Origin of the sequence: Halobellus sp. MBLA0158 (genome assembly GCF_041477585.1) — an archaeon.
Lineage (GTDB): Archaea > Halobacteriota > Halobacteria > Halobacteriales > Haloferacaceae > Haloquadratum > Haloquadratum rubicundus.
Genome location: NZ_JBGNYA010000001.1, coordinates 821135 through 837026 on the forward strand (window position 1 = coordinate 821135; position 15892 = coordinate 837026).

Genomic DNA, 15892 nt, shown 5'->3' on the forward strand with positions numbered 1-15892 from the left:
GCGACGCGGACTGGACCGACGGCTCCGCGTGCCCGCTCGCCGAGTCGATGCCGTCGCCGGGCGAGCGCGCCTCCCCCATCCCGGCGTCTCCGTCCCGATCGTTCCCCTCCATTGTTCTGCGATCCGAGCCGTTACCTACGGTTTCGCTCGGAGCGACTTATACTGTCGGCCGCGTTCGGGCGTCGTCGCGGCGCCGCGGCGCCCCTCTCATAGTGATTACTCTCACTGTTTACCGCCGAACGCCATCCCCGGTGACGGCGTTCGGCGGGAAGAGACGAGAGTAATCACTATCACGCCCGCTCGACCGTCAGCAACACGCCGCCGAGGACCAGGAGGAAGACGACGCCGACGGGCAGGGGAATCCCGGGGAAGCCGCGGGTGACGAGCAGGTACGTCGCGCCCGCGAGGACGAGCCCCGAGAGCCCGAGCACCCCCCCGAGGAAGCGGACGGGGTCGACCGGTCCCGACTCGACGCGCTCCTCGTCGAGGTAGTACGCGACCGCGACGAGGACGCCGACCGCCAGGACGGCCGCCCCGAACGCCCAGGCCTGGTAGGCCGCCTGGATCGTCTGGCCCGACTGGAACGCGATCGCCGAGAGCGGATCCGAGACCGTGACGCGGCGCGCCAGCGGGACGCCGAAGGCGTACCGGACCTGGAAGAACGGGAAGCGCACGAACAGCACCGCGCCGCCGGAGACGTCGCTCGAATACGTCACGTTCCAGGGGATGAGCGCGGCGAGCCACGTCGAGACGACCGCCAGCTCCCCCGCGTACTCCGAGCGGACCCACACCATACTCCATCGGTGTCGGCTCCCCGGTAAAAACTATGCGTCGGACGGCCGGCCTACGCCAGCCCGAGGAGGTCGAACGGGTAGCCGTTGTCGTTGTCCTCCGCGTGCTCGTAGGCCACGTGGGCGGCGGCGACGTCCTGGATCGCCAGCCCGGTCGAGTCGAAGACGGTGATCCCGTCGGCATCGACGCGGCCCGCCTTCGTTCCGACGACGATCTCGCCGAGTGCGGCGTGGATGTCGTCGTCGCCGAGGACGCCCTCGCTCCAGGGGACGTTGATCTCGCCGGAGTGGGTCGTCTGCTCGTAGTCGTCGATCACGAGCTTCGAATCGAGGAGGATCCCGTCGGCGAGTTCGTGCTTGCCGGCCGCGTCGGCGCCCATCGCGTTGATGTGGGTGTGCTCGCCGACCGACTCCCGGGAGACGATCGGCGACTCGACGGGCGTGACCGTCGAGAGCACGTCGCAGGCGGCGGCCTCCGCGACCGATCCCGCGCGGACGTCGTAGTCGGTCTCGAACTCGTCGATGAAGGCCGCGACGCGCTCCTCGTCGAGGTCAGAGATCACGACCGTCTCGATGTCCCGCACCTCGGAAATCGCCCGCAGTTGGGTGTAAGACTGGGCGCCCGCGCCGACGATGCCCAGCGAGGAGGCGTCCGCGACGGCGAGGTGGTCGGTCGCGACCGCCGCGGCCGCGCCGGTCCGCAGCATCGTCAGCGTCCGGCCGTCGAGGATCGCGAGGGGCACGGCCGTCTCGGGATCGGTGTAGATCATCGTCCCCAGCACGGTCGGGAGGTCGAACTGCTCCGGATTGTCGGGGTGGGAGTTCACCCACTTGACGCCCGCGGCGTCCCACGATCCGGCGTCCAGGTACGCCGGCATCGACCGGAAGTCGCCGTTGTACTGCGGGAGGTCGATGTAGGACTTCGGGGGCATCTGGGCGTCGCCCCGCTCGTACGCCCCGAACGCCGCCTCGATCGCCGGCACGAGCTCCGCCATCGGCGCGTTCTCGCGGACATCCGCGTGGTTCAACAGGAGCGTCTTCATACCTCGACGTTCTCGCTTATTCCACTTAATACTATTACATCGGAATTCAATTCTAATATAGGAAAGAAATTAGGATACAACTACAACACTCCGTCGCTCCACCGACGTTCCGCGACAGTCCCTCGACTACCGGATACGCGGTGGATGCGGAGACGGAAAAAACGCGACGCGCCGTCGTGGGGAGGAGGGGTCGCGGCCGTCGGGCGGTCAGCCGAACGACCCGACGGACCGGGGGAACGAGAGCGGAGGGGATCGACTGGACGTGATTCGGAGCGGTTCGAGCGGTGGGACAGATGCGGTGGCGTGGGGCCTGCGGGCCTATGGAACGTCGTCGCCGACGTTCACATCGCGCCGCCCATGCCGCCCATGCCGCCCATGCCACCCATACCGCCGCCGGGGGCGCCGCCTTCGTCGTCGCCGTCGCCGCTGGTGCTCAGCTCGTCGGCGGCGATGATGTCGTCGATCTTGAGCACGAGGTTCGCGGCCTCGGTGGCGGAGGCGATCGCCTGTTCCTTCGCCTGGGCCGGCTCGACGACGCCGGCCTCGAAGGTGTCCTCGACGTCGCCGCTGAAGACGTTCAGGCCGGCGCGGGTGTCCTCGTCCTCCTGGTGGGCCTCGCGGAGGCGGACGAGCGTGTCGATGGAGTCGAGGCCGGCGTTCTCGGCGAGGACGCGCGGGACGAGCTCCAGCGCGTCGGCGAAGGCCTCGACGGCCAGCTGCTCGCGGCCGCCGACGGAGCCGGCGTAGCTGCGGAGGCGACGCGCGACCTCGACCTCGATGGCGCCGCCGCCGGCCACGACGCGGCCGTCGGAGACGGTCGTCGAGACGACGTCGAGGGCGTCCTGGACGCCGCGCTCGATCTCGTCGACGACGTGGTCGGTCGAGCCGCGGAGCAGCAGGGTCACGCCGTGGGTCTCTTCGTCGAGGCCCTCGACGTAGAACAGCTCGTCGTCGGCGTCGCGGCGGACCGAGGCGCGCCCGAGGTCCTCACTGGAGAGGCTGTCGAGGTCGGAGACGACGTTCGCGCCGACGACGTCGCGCAGGAACGCGATGTCGGACTTCTTGGTCCGGCGCACGGCGAGGATGCCCTCCTTCGAGAGGTAGTGCTGGGCGAGGTCGTCGATGCCCTTCTGGCAGAAGACGACGTCGGCGCCGGAGTCGACGATCTTGTCGACCTTCTGGCGGAGCTGCTTTTCCTCCTGGTCGAGGAACTGCTGGAGCTGGTCGGGGGACTCGACGTTGACCTGCGTGTCGACGTCGGTCTCCTCGATCTCGATCGGCTCGTCCAGGAGCAGGACGTCGGCCTCGTCGAACTCGGTGGGCATGTCGTCCTGGACGGGGTCCTTGTCGATGACCGCGCCGTTGAGGAGCTCGGACTCGGCGGTCGAGCGGCCGGTCTGGGTCTCGATGTTGACGTTCGCCAGGTCGACGACGTAGGAGCCGTCGTCGGCCTCGACCGTGACGGCCTCGACCGTGTCGACGACGAGCTCGGCGAGCAGGTCCTTGTTGAGCTCGGAGCTCTTGCCGGTCATCGAGGTCTCGGCGACCTTCTGGAGCACCTCGCTGTCGCCGGGCTCGACGCCTTCGGCGACCTCGTTGATCTGGGAGCGGGCCTCCTGGCTCGCGAGGTGGAAGCCCTTGATGATCGCCGTCGGGTGGATGTCCTGTTCGAGGAGATCCTCGGCGTTCTTGAGGAGCTCGCCCGCGATCGCGACCGCGGTGGTGGTGCCGTCGCCGGCCTCGTCCTCCTGGGTCTCGGCGACCTCGACGATCATCTCGGCCGTGGGGTTATCGATGTCCATCTCCTGGAGGATGGTGACGCCGTCGTTCGTGATGGTGACGTCGCCCATCGAGTCGACGAGCATCTTGTCCATCCCCTTCGGGCCGAGTGTCGAGCGTACCGCGTTCGCGACGGCCCGAGCGGCCTGGATGTTGTATTCCTGGGCGTCTTTGTCCTTGACGCGCTGGGCGTCCTCGCCCATGATGATCATCGGCTGACCCTGTTGCATTCGCTGGCTCATAGACACCGACTGATTGTTTGTGATTCTATATAAATTCTTTGCTCCGGAGCGGTCGCCGTCGGGGAATTCCGCGTCCGACGAGAAGGGATAATCGGCTCGAAAACCGCTCGAAACGGCCATATGCGCCGTTCAATGTGTGGTAACAAATACCACGTTATGCCGACTCACTACGGCCCCCGTTCCGGCTTTTATATATTACCGTCCGTCAGCGGCGCGGCTCGCTCCACGCCGTCTCGGGATACGACTGCCTCCCGCCGTGGCTGTTGCGGGCGACGATCTCGACGGTCGCCGAGCGGCTTCCGTCCACCACCTCGCTCGACTCCTCGTAGTACAGCACGGTGAGGTCGAGACACGCCCGGAGGAGCTCGTTCGCGCGAAACCGATAGCGGTCCGTGCTCGGGCCCATCTCCGCCGGCGGGTCCGCTCGGAGGTGGTGCTGATAGAACAGCAGCCCGCCGGGTCGCAGCGCCGCCTTGATGTCGCCCAGCCGATCGAGCGTCCGGTAGAAGCTGATCGTCACCACGTCGTATCGGTCCTCCCGGTACGCGAACTGCGTCGCGTCCGCACGGATGGGATTGAGGCGGTCGTCGACGCCGCGCTCTGCGGCGTTCGCGCGGGCGATGCGGAGCCCCTCGGCGGACTGATCGAGCGCGTCGACCTCGTACCCCCGGTCGGCGAGAAACACGGCGTTGCGTCCGGTCCCGCAGGCGACGTCGAGCGCCCGCCCGTCGGCCGCTTCCCCGACGTACTCGCACAGCACCGGCGACGGGTCGGGATCGGAGGGGTACTCGCCGCGGCGGAAGCGCTCGTCCCACGTGGTCATACGCCCACGACGGTGCCGCCGCCCTTGTCACTGTCTCTCCGGCGTTACGTCGCTCTGGTCGGCGGGCCTCACCGTCGGCTCTCGGCTCCGACTCGCGACGGTGTCACGACTGGCGCCTCGCGACGATCGAAGAAGTGGACCGCGGTCGACTTATCGTGATTACTCCTCGTCGGGCAGTTCGTCCGCCACGAACGGGCGGTCGCGCTCGGGCTCGAACTCCGGGAGGTCCTCGTCGGAGTCGAGCGCGTCGATCTCCTCCTCGTAGAGTTCCTGCTGGAGCTGGGTGCGCTTGTTCCGCCCCTTCCGCTCGCGGCCCGCTTTCGTGTCAGGCATTGTCACTCGTGGGGATGCTTGCCACACTAATCAACTTTGTGTTCGTGGCGACTCCGGCCATCGCCGGATCCTTGTCGTCGGCTCCCGACTCGGCCGGTATGGATGTCCACGACCAGTTCGTCCCCGACGACGACTTCCGGGCGTTCCTCGAAGCGATGCCGCAGGTGTGCGTGGAGGTCGTTCTCGAAACGGACGAGGGGGTGCTCCTGGCCGAGCGGAACCACGAACCCCGCGTCTGGTTCTGGCCGGGGAGCCGGCTCTACAAGGGCGAGGAACTGACCGCGGCCGCCCGCCGCGTCGGCCGGGAGGAACTCGGCATCGAGATCGACGTCGGCGAGCGCCTCGGCGTCCACGCGCACTTTTGGGACGCCGACCGGACGCCAGAAGGCGTCAGCCGCCACACCGTCAACATCGTCTACCGGGCGTCGCCCGCAGTTCCCGACGCCGAGATCGACCTCGACGACCAACACGCCGACTACCGGTTCGTCTCACAGCCCGATCCCGATTTCCACGAGTACGTCCGGGAGTACTTCGCCGCGTACGACCTGCCGTGACGACGAAAATTTGACAGATCGGTAGTGATCTCCGATGAGAATATATAATTGGGAAACAATACCACACTCGTTACAGTTGCCGACGACGCCGATAATCTCCAGCCCCCATCCATCCGAGGGCCTGATGCAAACACAGCACACGCAAAACAGACTCCGTTCGAGCGATCTCGCCTACAGCGTACTGGCCGACAAACGTCGGCGCTACGCGGTTCACTACCTCAAGCAGCGCAACGAGCCGGTGCCGCTCAGCGAGCTCGCCGAGCAGGTCGCCGCCTGGGAGAACGACAAGCCCGTCGACGAGCTCACCTCGAAGGAGCGAAAGCGGGTCTACATCGCGATGTACCAGTCGCACCTCAAGACCCTCGCGAAGGAGGGCATCGTCGACTACGACGCCGACCGCGGGGTCGTCTCGATCTCCGAGGCCTTCGCCGACCTCGACGTCTACCTGGAGGTCGTCTCCGGCGGCACGATCCCCTGGAGCCTGTACTACGTGGGCCTCTCGATCGTCAACGCGGTGTTGCTCCTCGTCGCCTGGCTCGAACTGTGGCCCTTCGCCACCGTTCCGGACCTCGCCTGGGGCGGCGTCGTCCTCGTCTCCTTTGCCATCTCCGCGTTCGTCCAGACGTACCAGACGCGCCGGATGCGCTTCGGCGACGAGGTCCCGCCGCCCGAACTCCGGGAGCGCTCGTGAGGGGGCGCCGTCGATGAACTCCGACGACGGACCGGGCGACGACGGGGGGCCGGAGCGGCACTCCCTGGCCGACCTCGTGGAACTGCTGGAGCGAGAACGCCCGCTCTCTCCGCCCTCGGACGCGGAGCCGGACCCGGACCTCTGGGTAGACCCGGAACTGGAGGCCGCGACCGACCCCCCTCACGACGACCGCGAACCGCCGGACGACGACGCCGAATCCGCACAGGCGGACGCCCTCGAAGCCGACTCGGCGGACGCCCGCTCCGATCCGAGCGAGGGCCCGGACCCGACTGCCGTCCCGTCCGACCGCTCTCGCGACGGGCGCCCGTCGCTGGGTGACCTCGCCGACCGCGTCTCCCGACTGGGCGGGACGGCGGGACGCGACGGATCGGAGTCGGCCGACGCGTCAGCCGGAGCGAGCCGAACCGAACGAGCCGAGCGATCCGAGGGATCCGACCGCGTCGACGCCGATTTCTCCGCCCCGTCGCGCGGTCTCGGGCGCGAGACGGTGCGGGACCTCGTCGGGGAGTCGCCGAACGTGCTCCTGGTCGGCCCGGAGTCCTGCACCGCGGACCAGCACCTCTGTACGCAGTTCCTCGCGCCCGCCGCCTCCGAAGGCGACGAGGTCAATCTCCTCCTCGTCACCTACGGGCAGTCGGCCGCCGAGCGCGCCGAGGCCGTCGCCGGCGACCTGGCGGGCCTGCCGGAGCGCACGGCGATCGTCAGCCTCGGCGGCTCCGACCGGGCGCGGACGACGGTTTCGGCGCCGGGGTCCGAGACGACGATCCCCGTCAAGTCCGTGCCCAATCAGGGCGACCTGATGAAGCTCGGATTCGCGATCACGAAGTACCTCTCGGAGTGGGAGTCGTCGTCGGCTCGGACGCTCGTGTGCTTCCACTCGCTGACCGACGCGCTCCAGGCGGCCTCCGACCCGCGGCTCGTGCTTCGGTTCCTGCACGTCCTCCAACACCAGATCGAGGCCGCGGACGCGCGGGCCCACTTCCACCTGGATCCCGACGCCCACCCCTCACAGCTGATTCTGACGTTCACGTCGCTGTTCGACACCGTCCTTCGGTTCGATCGCGACGGGAGCGTCTCGCTCGATCAGTGATCGGTAATCAGTAATTAGTAATCGGCTATCGGTGATCAGTAATCGGCCATCGATAGTCTCGGATCGATAATCTCGGGGCACACGCTCCCGATCTGCCGCGCCACTCGCTACTCCGCGTCGGGCGGCAACTCCGGCAGCACCGTCTTTCTCTTTGGGTCCTCTCTCGGCCGCTGTTCGTCGGCCTCGGCGCCGTCACCGCCGCTGGCGACCGTGAGCACGTCCGACCCGAACCACCAGCCCGTGTGGGGTTCGACCCCGTCGAACGGCTCCGCGCAGTGCGGGCACGCCGGCGTCGACAACAGCGCCAGCCGGACGGTCGAACCGCACGCCTCGCAGTCCGCCCGCTCGACGCCGAGCCGGTTCGCGCGCTCTTTCAGCTCGCTCAGCGCCGCTTCGGCCTCGACGTGGTCCCCGAGGGCGGCCAGCTCCGAACGGACGGCCGCGAGCGCGTCGTCGTGGCCGTGCTGGCTCTCGATCAGGCGGCGCAGCACGGTCCGAGAGTTCCCGAACTCGGTGTTGACGTGGGCGTCGAGGGAGTCGAGCCGGGAGCGGTCCGCCGCCCGCGCCGCGTCGAACTGCTCGGCCAGCGCCGTCACCTCCTCTCGGGAGTCGGACTGCGCCGCCTCCAGCGCGGCTTCGACGTCCGACAGCCGCGCCTGGAGGTGCGATAGCTCCGCCCGAAGCGCGTCGGCGTCGGATCCGGACGGCTCCTCCGTCCCGCGGTCGTTCGTCCCGCGGTCGTTCGTCCGTTCGGCGTCCCGCGGCCTCGACGCCTCCGGCGTCGGGTCCGCGTTTCGGTCGCCGCTTTCCGCCCGTCGAAACAGCGTCGACTCGCTGCCGACGCGCTCGACCAATCCGAAGATCTCGTTGAGCGTCCAGTACGCCGAGACCAACTGCTCGAACACCTCCTCGGTACTCAGGTCCGTCTCCGCGGCCAACTGCTCCATCCAGTCTTCGAACGCGCCCGTGGCGTCGGGCGAACTGGACTGGTCTCTGTAATCGTCACTCACGGGTGTTCGACTTCCACCGCCCGTTCGTCAGATGTCGTATTAAATCTACGTTTCCCGCCCGCGCCGGACCGTCTCACGGCGCGTCGGCTCGCTCGGACCCCGACTCCCGAAACCATCTTATCCTCTTCTCGCGTTATTTATGTAAATATAGCTGAACTGTCGGAGCGTCGTCCGCTCGTCCGCTCGGCGGACACCGCGACCGTCTCGCCGACCAGTAGTCTCCTCGTATGTCGATCACCACCCACAGCCGTTCTGTCGCCCCCGACACCGAGCGACGGCCGCCGGAGCCGGAGTCGCGCGGTCGATGACGCCCCGTCGCGCGGCCGAATACGCCCTCGTCGGCGTCCTCCTGCTCGTGATCGGCTCGCTCGTCCTCGGTCAGGCGATCGGCCAGCCGGTGCTCTTCAGCTACGTCGAGACCGGGAGTATGGAGCCGATGCTCCGCCCGAACGACGGCTTCGTCGCGATTCCGATGGCCGTCGCGGGCCCGGTCCGCACCGGCGACGTGATCGTCTTCGACGCGGTGAACCTCAACGGCGGCGACCTGGTCACCCACCGCGTCGTCGGCGAGACCGACGGGGGCTACATCACGAAGGGCGACGCCAACCCCGTGACTGACCAGGACAGCGCCGAGCCGCCGGTCCAGGACGCCCAGATCGTCGCGAAGGCGCTCCAGGTGGGCGGTCGGATCGTCGTCGTCCCGCAGCTCGGCGTCGTCGTCGTCACCATCAACGACGGCCTCTCGGGCGTCCAACGGAGCCTCGCGACCCTGTTCGGGACGCGCGCGCTCTTGGGCAGTCAGGGCCTCGCGTACATCCTCTTCGGCTTCGGCATCGTGACGTACGTCCTCACGGACCTCCTCGGTCGGAAGTCCGGCCCGACGCGGACGCGGCGGACGTCGCGATCGGGCATCGACGACGGACGGGCGATGGGTCGCATCTACGTCCTCGCGCTCACCGTCTGCCTGCTCATCCTCGTGACCGGGAGCATGACCGTCCCGGCCGGCCCCCAGTCGTTCGACATCGTCAGTTCGAGCCAGGACGCGCCGGGGATCCGCGTCGTCGCCTCGGGGACCTCCGAGACGGTCCGGTACCTCGTCCCCTCGAACGGACTGCTCCCCGTCGTGGTGTTCCTCGAACCCGCGACCGAGGGCATCGCCGCCCAGCCGTCGATGGTGTACGTCCCGTCCAACAGCGTCCGCGAGAGCATCGTCACGGTGACCGCGCCGCCGTCGACGGGGTACTACCAGCGCACGCTCGTCGAGCACCGCTACCTGGCCGTGCTGCCGACGAGCACGATCGAGGCGCTCTATCGGATCCACCCGTGGCTCCCCATCGTCGCCATCGACGCGCTCCTCGGCGCCGGCGTGGCCTCGCTCGGCCTCTCGACGCTGTACGGCGCCCGGCGGGTCCGTTCGCGGGACCTCCCGCTCCGCGAGCGGCTGTATCGGTTCTTCAAATAGTGGCAGCGGGGTCGGCGTCGCTCTCGAGGGGCTACATATTGAACCACGACGTCATCGCGCTCTCGTCGGTGGCGTAGTAGTACACGATGTCGTCGGTGACGACGGTGTAGACGTCGGGCTCGGGATCGTGGAGCACGCGGTTGTTCGAGTCGATCGCGATGTCGACGAGGCCTTCGAGGCTCGTGGTCCGGACGTACTTTCGGTCCGGGTCGGTCGGGATCTCGCTCGTGGTGATCCACTCCTCGAAGCGCGCCCGGTCCATCCGGAGTTCGATCGCCTCGACGTCGATGTCCTCACGCCGCACGTACGCGACGCCGCCGGCGGAGGCGAACGCCGACAGCGCCAAGAGCCCGAGCAGCCCCACGAGCGCCATATTCGGCTCGTCCGCCACGGTCCGGGTCACCGGCCGGGAGTGGGTCCGCGTCGCCGACAGCGGCGATTCGATCCAGTAGGCCCGCTCGGAGACCACCACGGGACTGGAGGCGGTCAGGCTCCCGGTGTACGCGCCCGTGTCGTAGGTGACGTTCAGTTCGAGCCGCGTCTCGAAGCCGCCGATGGTGCCGAGAGTCCCGCGGTTCCGCCGCACCTCGTCTTCTATCGCGGACATGTTCACCGTCGCGCTCGTCGCGGCGCTCCCTTCGCTGGTGGTCGTTTCCCCCTCCGTGATCACGCGGTTCGACGTCCAGAACGGCCGGTCGCCGCGGGTCGCCGTCTGGACGAGCGCGAGCCGCTGGGTGACCCGCACGTCCGTCCCCGAGGGGACGGCCACGCGCGTCTCGACGGTCAGATTCGGCGTGGCCGCCATCAGATACGCGGGCTGGTCGACCAGCCGCTGGCCGTTCCGGTAGAAGGTGGTGTTGCCGGTCACGACGGCGCTGGTCCGCACGTCGGCGCTGACCTGCTGGACCTCGGTCTGCTCTGTGACCCGCTCCGTCGGCGGGGTCGCGTACACGTAGCCCGCCCCCGCGGCCGCGAGGACCCCCAGTACGAGAAGCGCGAAGAACAGATACCGCCCGTAGTAACCGATCAGCCGCTTCGCCCGCAGTTCTGCCGACATTCCTGCACTCCGGTAGCACCCGCCGACGTATAGCTATTCGCGTCGGATCAGCCCGCTGTGAGGTCTGTCCGATCACGAGTGGCCGTCACGGAGTGACGCCGGAGATAAACCTCCGAGAGGATCGGTATCAGTCGTCGTCCGCGGCGGACTCGCCGCCCGCGCTCGGCCGGCCGAGGGGGTACCGGAACGGGTCGGACCGGACCGTCGCCCGCTCGACGCACTCGGCGCCCGCCTCGTCGGTGACGCGGACCCGGACGGTGTAGGCCGCATCCGGCGGGAGGGACGCCGACTCGTCGAGGGTGACGTACACCTTCGTCCCCTCGTAGGTGCGCTCGCCGCCGATCGTCCCAGACTCCATCCCGATCCGGCGGCCCGAGGGGTCGCGGACCTCCACGGAGATCTCGTCGAGGTCGTCGCCGCGGTCCCGCACCGCCAGCCGCTCGATCACCACGCGGGCCGCGACGACGTCGATCGACGGCGACTCGAACGCCGTGATCTCGGGCGGGTGCCGCCGCACGGCCGCGACGATCCACCCCGAGAGGGCGTCGCGGGCGAACACGAGCAGGAGCAACAGGAGTCCGAGCAGGAGCCACCCGAGCCCGCTCACGGGGATCTGCTGGAGTTCGACCGAGGGGAGCGACCGGCCCACGGTGACCGTCTCGATCGTCTCGCCGCGGGCGCCGAATTCGTCCGCGGCGACGACCGTGATCGTCTCGGTGCCGGCGGGGAAGCGCCGGTCTACGACCCGTCCGGTGGCGGTCGTCCCGTCGGAGAACTCCCAGGTGACGGTGACGTTGCCGTACTCGTCGACGACGTCGGCGACGAGGGTGACCGTCTCGTTCGGCCAGATCACCGGCGGCCGCTGGACCGCGACCCCGGGGACGTCGTTGACGAGGATCCGGTACGTGGCCGCGTCGGTCAGCCCGAAGGCGTCGGTGACGGTAAGCGTCGTCTCGTAGATCCCGACCGCGTCGAACGAGGGCTCGATCTGGCGGCCGGTGAACGGCTCGTCGTAGGTCTCGACGGTCCACTCGTAGGTGACGCTGTTGTCGGCAAACACGGCGAACTCCGAGAAGCCCGGCGTGTAGGCGCTGAGGACGACGTACTCCGGCGTCTCCTCGACGATCTCGGTCTCCAGCAGCTGCCAGCCGCCGCTGTTCCGGGCGACCGTCGCGTTCGCGGGGTCGGTCTCGCCGAAGCGCTCTCGCGGGACGCGGAGCTGGAGGATCGCAGAGCGGTTCTCGTACTCCGGCGGGACCGTGATCTCGACGCGGTGGATCATCCGGAGGTTGTCGTCGATCGATTCCTTGGAGCCGAAGAGCGAGTGGCTCCCGACGAGCAGGATCGGATCGCGGACGAGCGTCAGCGTGTCCGCGCCCTTCAGGTCGATCTCTTCTTCCGAGATCCCCTCGCCCGAGATCGTCAGCGAGATGTCGTCGCCGAAGTCGATCCGCTCGGCGTTCTCGCCGATCTCCCTCCCCTGGGCGATGGCCGCCTCGGGCCCGTCGCGGCCGCCGACGTCGGGCGCCGGCACCCCGAGGTCCTGGACGTCGATGAGGTCCGCGAGGTCTCCGTTCTCCTCGCCGGGGAACGTGATCGTAGTGTCGCCCTTCCGGACGACCGTCTCGGGGCCGTCGTCGTCCTCGTCGCCCTCGTCGTCCGGATCGTCGTCGCCGTCGGGATCTCCGTCGCCGTCCGGCCCGTCGTCGCCGGGCTCGGTCTGGGGCTCGCCCTCGGGCGCGGTGAGCACGAACTGCGAGAAGCCCGGCGGGTCGACGAAGAAGACGTACGCGGTGGCCGTCTCGTCGATTAGTTCGGGGTTCAGGCGGTTCCACCGGCCGTCGGCGTAGCGGTAGATCCGAAGGTCCTCGGGGTCGACGTCGGCGGGGAGCGCGCTCTTCTTGACCGAGTAGGTGAACTCCGTCAGGCCCAGCCGCTCGTTCGGGATGGTGTGTTCCAGCCCGAAGTGCTGGGTGACGGCGCGGCCCGCCTCCGGCTCGTACTGGACGCCGCCGACGACGCCGGGCGCGGTGTCGTGGTGGACGAAGTGCATGTCGAAGGTGACCTTCTCCCCGGATTCGGACCGGGGCGCGACGCTGACGGTCGTGATCGTCGCCTGCTTCTCGCGCGTGCTCGGCACCGACACGTCGACGGTCAGGCCGACGCCCGGCGGGACGTCGTTGGCGTCGAGTTCGGCGCTGGCGGCGTCCGGGAGCGTCACCGGGCGCGTCCAGGTCTCCACGTCGCTGTCGACGCCGGGGTCGTTCTCGGCGAGCTGCTGGACGCGGATCCGCCAGCCGGTGTTGGACATCCAGATGTCGATCTGCTCCTGGTCGGCGTCGCTGATGATCCGCAGTTGGGCGGTCTTGATCCCGACCGACTGCGGCGCGTAGCGGATCGTGACCCGCTCGGTCTCGCCGGGGGCGATCTCGAAGGGCGCCTCGCCCTCGACGATCTCGAAGGCCTCCGAGGAGCCGGAGACGAACCGCACGTCGGTCACGCGGACCGGAATCGCCGGGTCGCCGGGGTTCGAGAGCGTGATATTCAGCGTCTTCGAGCCGCCGACGGTGACATTCCCGAAGTCGAGGTGGTCCGTGCTCACGTCGATGTGCGGCGGGAGCCCGGTGCCCGAGACGCCGACCCGGGCGGTCGGCTCGTTCGGATCGTTGCTCTCGAAGCGCACGCCCGCCGTGAACGCGCCGTCGTCGGTCGGCTCGAACCGGACGGTGACCGTCTCGCTGGCGCCGACGTCGAGCGTGAGCGGCGTCCCGAGGTCGGACGTGACGGCGAACATCTCGCGGCCGCTGCCGACGACGGCGACGTCGGTGATGGTGAGCGGGGCGGTCCCGCGGTTCTCGACGGTGAACGTCGCGGTCGCGTTCAGCCCGCGGCCGATCGGCTCGAAGGCGACCGTTTCGGTGGGGACCGCGATGTCGGGCGCGAGGCCCCGACCGGCGAGGTCGACGCGGAGCGGGCTGTCGTCGGCGTCGGTCTCGACCGCGAGCGTCGCCGCCTGCGACCCTCCGGCCGTCGGCTCGAACGCCGCCACGAGGACGTGCCGCGCGCCCGGCGCGAGGGTCACCGGCGCGCCGCCGTCGTCGGCCGCGAACGCGGCTGCGTCGGTCCCCTCGATACTGACCCCGCGGATGGTCACGGGCGCGGAGCCGGTGTTCGCGACCGTCACGGCGGTCCGCTCGCGGTCGCCGACGCGGACGTCGCCGAAGTCGACGTCGCGGGTCCCGATCACCGACAGCGACTGGATCGTGCCCTCCCCGCGCAGCGTCACGGTCGCCGTCGCCGCGTTCGGGTCGTTCGTGCCGAGCCGGAGCGTCGCGGTCGCGTCGCCTTCGGCCTCGGGCGCGAACCGGATCGGGATCGTCGCCGAGCCGCCGGGCGCGATCGTCGGGAGCGCGCCCAGCTCGCTCTCGAAGGCGGCCGCGTCGTCGCCGACGATCGCGAGGTCGCGGAGCACGAGCGGCTCGCCGCCGGTGTTCCGGACCGTGACGTCGACGACCGCGCTCGTGCCGAGCGGGACCTCGCCGGCGTCGACCGAGTCGGGCACGTCGATCTGGGCGCTCGTCGTCGGGTCGATCGTCTCGACGTTGAGGATGAGCTTCGTCACGAGCGTGCTCTCGGGCGCGACGCCGGGGCTCCGGGTGTCGATGCGCACGCTCATCAGGAGCTCCTCGCCCGGGACGAGGGTGACGTTCCGCTCGGCGCCGACGGGCTGGCCGCTCGCCGCGGAGTAGAACGTCACCGCCTCCACGTTCGTCTGCGTGATCCAGACGCGGACCGAGGAGTTCCCGGTGTTCGTCACGGTGAAGACGCCGTCGATCACGGTGACGGCGTCGGGGTTGACGCCGTGTTCGGTGATGTTCAGCGTGAGTTCGTTGCTCGCGTCGATCTGCGCGTACGCGCCGTTCGGGCCCGTCGCGGGCGCGAGCACGATCGACTCGTCGGGGCCGACGGCGTCGAACTGATTGACGACGATGGCGCCCGTGGGCACGACCAACAAGAGCAGCACGCCGGCGACCGCCGCGACCTGGTGGAGCGACAGCGAGGCGAGTATCGACGACGCCGACCGACTCATTCGACGCTCCGGCGAGTGGGGGTCCCGGAGCGCCCGCTACGGACGGTTGCGGGGTCTCGAAGAGCGATGGAATCGGTGTGCGTCATCGGGTGTATGAATGGATTTACCGCAGTATTTCGTCTATTTCGCGTATCGGAACGCGCCCCGGAGAGATACCGTTTTCGTCCCCGGCCGAAGACGGGCTACGACTGGACGGCCTCAGCCGTGATCTCGATCGTCTCGATGAGGAAGTCCTCGTCATCCACGTCCAGACCGGCGGTGTCGACGTAGATGCTGACGGTCACGGTCTCACCGCTGTCCAGGTAGTAGTCGCCGTCCTCGAAGGCGCTCGTGGTGGCCTTCTCGCCGTCCACGCTGACGTTGTAGAACGTCACCGCGTCGGGGTGATCGCCCGTGTCGTTGATGGAGATCGAGACGTTCTGGGTCCCTTGGTTCGTGATGGTGAAGACGTCCTGGATGTCGGTCTGGGCCTCCATGTTCACGCCGCTACCGATGTTTTCGCCGAAGGTGATCTGGAACAGCCCGTTTTCCTCCGCCGCGTACGCGCCGTCACCGTTCGGGCCGCTCGTGGGGTTGAGCGCCAGCAGCGCCGAGCTGTCGCCGGCGACGCTGACTTGGGCCGTCCGCTCGGCGGACACGGTGGTGAACGCCCCCGTCGCGGTGACGACTCCGAGCGCCGCGACGATCGTGACCAGTGCGAGTAACTTTCCTTTTGGGAGTTTCATGTGTTTTCGTCTCCGTGCCCGCCACAGCCGTCTCGGCCGGGGACCGGGCTCGTTTCTCTCAACGATCTATAGGGTCTTTGTAAGACCGCTCTAACGCCGCGTTAGGGCGTCCTACCGCCAGATCCCGCCAAATTCGGGTGTTTTCGGACGTTCGCCGAGGTCCGGACGCCCGTCCGAACAC

13 protein-coding genes are annotated in these 15892 nt (G+C 68.7%); 4 read left to right on the forward strand and 9 right to left on the reverse strand.

Annotation, left to right across the window (positions count from 1 at the left end):
- Positions 1 to 290: 290 nt before the first annotated feature.
- The 5 genes from OS889_RS04160 to OS889_RS04180 form a co-directional block, all read right to left on the reverse strand.
- On the reverse strand, positions 291 to 794 hold the full coding sequence (locus tag OS889_RS04160; RefSeq protein WP_372387562.1) for a DUF7549 family protein: 504 nt from the start codon (positions 792 to 794) through the stop codon (positions 291 to 293).
- A 50-nt stretch (positions 795 to 844) separates the two neighbouring features.
- The gene (locus OS889_RS04165) at positions 845 to 1834 is read right to left on the reverse strand and encodes an ornithine cyclodeaminase family protein (protein WP_372387563.1); all 990 of its coding nucleotides are present in this window, start codon (positions 1832 to 1834) and stop codon (positions 845 to 847) included.
- Positions 1835 to 2175: 341 nt separating this feature from the next.
- Positions 2176 to 3825: a thermosome subunit beta gene (thsB, locus tag OS889_RS04170; protein WP_372391534.1), complete on the reverse strand. Its 1650-nt coding sequence runs from the start codon at positions 3823 to 3825 to the stop codon at positions 2176 to 2178.
- Positions 3826 to 4060: 235 nt separating this feature from the next.
- Entirely contained in the window at positions 4061 to 4678 is a 618-nt protein-coding gene (locus OS889_RS04175; RefSeq protein WP_372387565.1) for a class I SAM-dependent methyltransferase, read from the reverse strand.
- Between the two features lie 159 nt (positions 4679 to 4837).
- Positions 4838 to 5011 carry a hypothetical protein gene (locus OS889_RS04180; protein WP_372387567.1) on the reverse strand — a complete coding sequence of 58 codons (174 nt, stop codon included), beginning with the start codon at positions 5009 to 5011 and terminating at the stop codon, positions 4838 to 4840.
- A gap of 98 nt (positions 5012 to 5109) precedes the next feature.
- Here OS889_RS04180 and OS889_RS04185 point away from each other — a divergent pair, with 98 nt between their 5' ends.
- From OS889_RS04185 to OS889_RS04195, 3 genes are all read left to right on the forward strand, one after another.
- On the forward strand, positions 5110 to 5565 hold the full coding sequence (locus OS889_RS04185) for an NUDIX domain-containing protein (RefSeq protein ID WP_372387569.1): 456 nt from the start codon (positions 5110 to 5112) through the stop codon (positions 5563 to 5565).
- Positions 5566 to 5689: 124 nt separating this feature from the next.
- Positions 5690 to 6256, forward strand: coding sequence for a DUF7344 domain-containing protein (locus OS889_RS04190; protein ID WP_372387571.1), 567 nt, complete (start codon positions 5690 to 5692; stop codon positions 6254 to 6256).
- Between the two features lie 13 nt (positions 6257 to 6269).
- Positions 6270 to 7367 (forward strand): DUF7504 family protein, encoded by a 1098-nt coding sequence (locus OS889_RS04195; RefSeq protein WP_372387573.1) that lies wholly within the window; start codon positions 6270 to 6272, stop codon positions 7365 to 7367.
- A 107-nt stretch (positions 7368 to 7474) separates the two neighbouring features.
- Here OS889_RS04195 and OS889_RS04200 read toward each other — a convergent pair whose 3' ends face one another.
- On the reverse strand, positions 7475 to 8377 hold the full coding sequence (locus OS889_RS04200; protein WP_372387574.1) for a hypothetical protein: 903 nt from the start codon (positions 8375 to 8377) through the stop codon (positions 7475 to 7477).
- A gap of 304 nt (positions 8378 to 8681) precedes the next feature.
- Here OS889_RS04200 and OS889_RS04205 point away from each other — a divergent pair, with 304 nt between their 5' ends.
- Entirely contained in the window at positions 8682 to 9839 is a 1158-nt protein-coding gene (locus OS889_RS04205; protein WP_372387576.1) for a signal peptidase I, read from the forward strand.
- Positions 9840 to 9870: 31 nt separating this feature from the next.
- On the opposite strand, the gene OS889_RS04210 is transcribed toward OS889_RS04205, so the two are convergent.
- From OS889_RS04210 to OS889_RS04220, 3 genes are all read right to left on the reverse strand, one after another.
- Positions 9871 to 10896, reverse strand: a complete 1026-nt coding sequence (locus OS889_RS04210) for a DUF5305 domain-containing protein (RefSeq protein ID WP_372387578.1) — start codon at positions 10894 to 10896, stop codon at positions 9871 to 9873.
- Between the two features lie 127 nt (positions 10897 to 11023).
- Complete coding sequence (locus tag OS889_RS04215; protein ID WP_372387580.1) at positions 11024 to 14986, reverse strand: choice-of-anchor D domain-containing protein; 3963 nt, start codon at positions 14984 to 14986, stop codon at positions 11024 to 11026.
- Positions 14987 to 15168: 182 nt separating this feature from the next.
- A complete protein-coding gene (locus OS889_RS04220) occupies positions 15169 to 15711 on the reverse strand; it encodes a hypothetical protein (protein ID WP_372387581.1) in 543 nt (180 codons plus the stop codon).
- Between the last annotated feature and the right edge of the window lie 181 nt (positions 15712 to 15892).

Excerpts from the sequence above, each read along its gene's own strand:
- OS889_RS04160 (WP_372387562.1), bottom strand. The coding sequence starts at position 794 with ATGGTGTGGGTCCGCTCGGAGTACGCGGGGGAGCTGGCGGTCGTCTCG.
- OS889_RS04165 (WP_372387563.1), bottom strand. The coding sequence starts at position 1,834 with ATGAAGACGCTCCTGTTGAACCACGCGGATGTCCGCGAGAACGCGCCG.
- thsB (WP_372391534.1), bottom strand. The coding sequence starts at position 3,825 with ATGATCATCATGGGCGAGGACGCCCAGCGCGTCAAGGACAAAGACGCC.
- OS889_RS04175 (WP_372387565.1), bottom strand. The coding sequence starts at position 4,678 with ATGACCACGTGGGACGAGCGCTTCCGCCGCGGCGAGTACCCCTCCGAT.
- OS889_RS04180 (WP_372387567.1), bottom strand. The coding sequence starts at position 5,011 with ATGCCTGACACGAAAGCGGGCCGCGAGCGGAAGGGGCGGAACAAGCGC.
- OS889_RS04185 (WP_372387569.1), top strand. The coding sequence starts at position 5,110 with ATGGATGTCCACGACCAGTTCGTCCCCGACGACGACTTCCGGGCGTTC.
- OS889_RS04190 (WP_372387571.1), top strand. The coding sequence starts at position 5,690 with ATGCAAACACAGCACACGCAAAACAGACTCCGTTCGAGCGATCTCGCC.
- OS889_RS04195 (WP_372387573.1), top strand. The coding sequence starts at position 6,270 with ATGAACTCCGACGACGGACCGGGCGACGACGGGGGGCCGGAGCGGCAC.
- OS889_RS04205 (WP_372387576.1), top strand. The coding sequence starts at position 8,682 with ATGACGCCCCGTCGCGCGGCCGAATACGCCCTCGTCGGCGTCCTCCTG.
- OS889_RS04210 (WP_372387578.1), bottom strand. The coding sequence starts at position 10,896 with ATGTCGGCAGAACTGCGGGCGAAGCGGCTGATCGGTTACTACGGGCGG.
- OS889_RS04215 (WP_372387580.1), bottom strand. The coding sequence starts at position 14,986 with ATGAGTCGGTCGGCGTCGTCGATACTCGCCTCGCTGTCGCTCCACCAG.
- OS889_RS04220 (WP_372387581.1), bottom strand. The coding sequence starts at position 15,711 with ATGAAACTCCCAAAAGGAAAGTTACTCGCACTGGTCACGATCGTCGCG.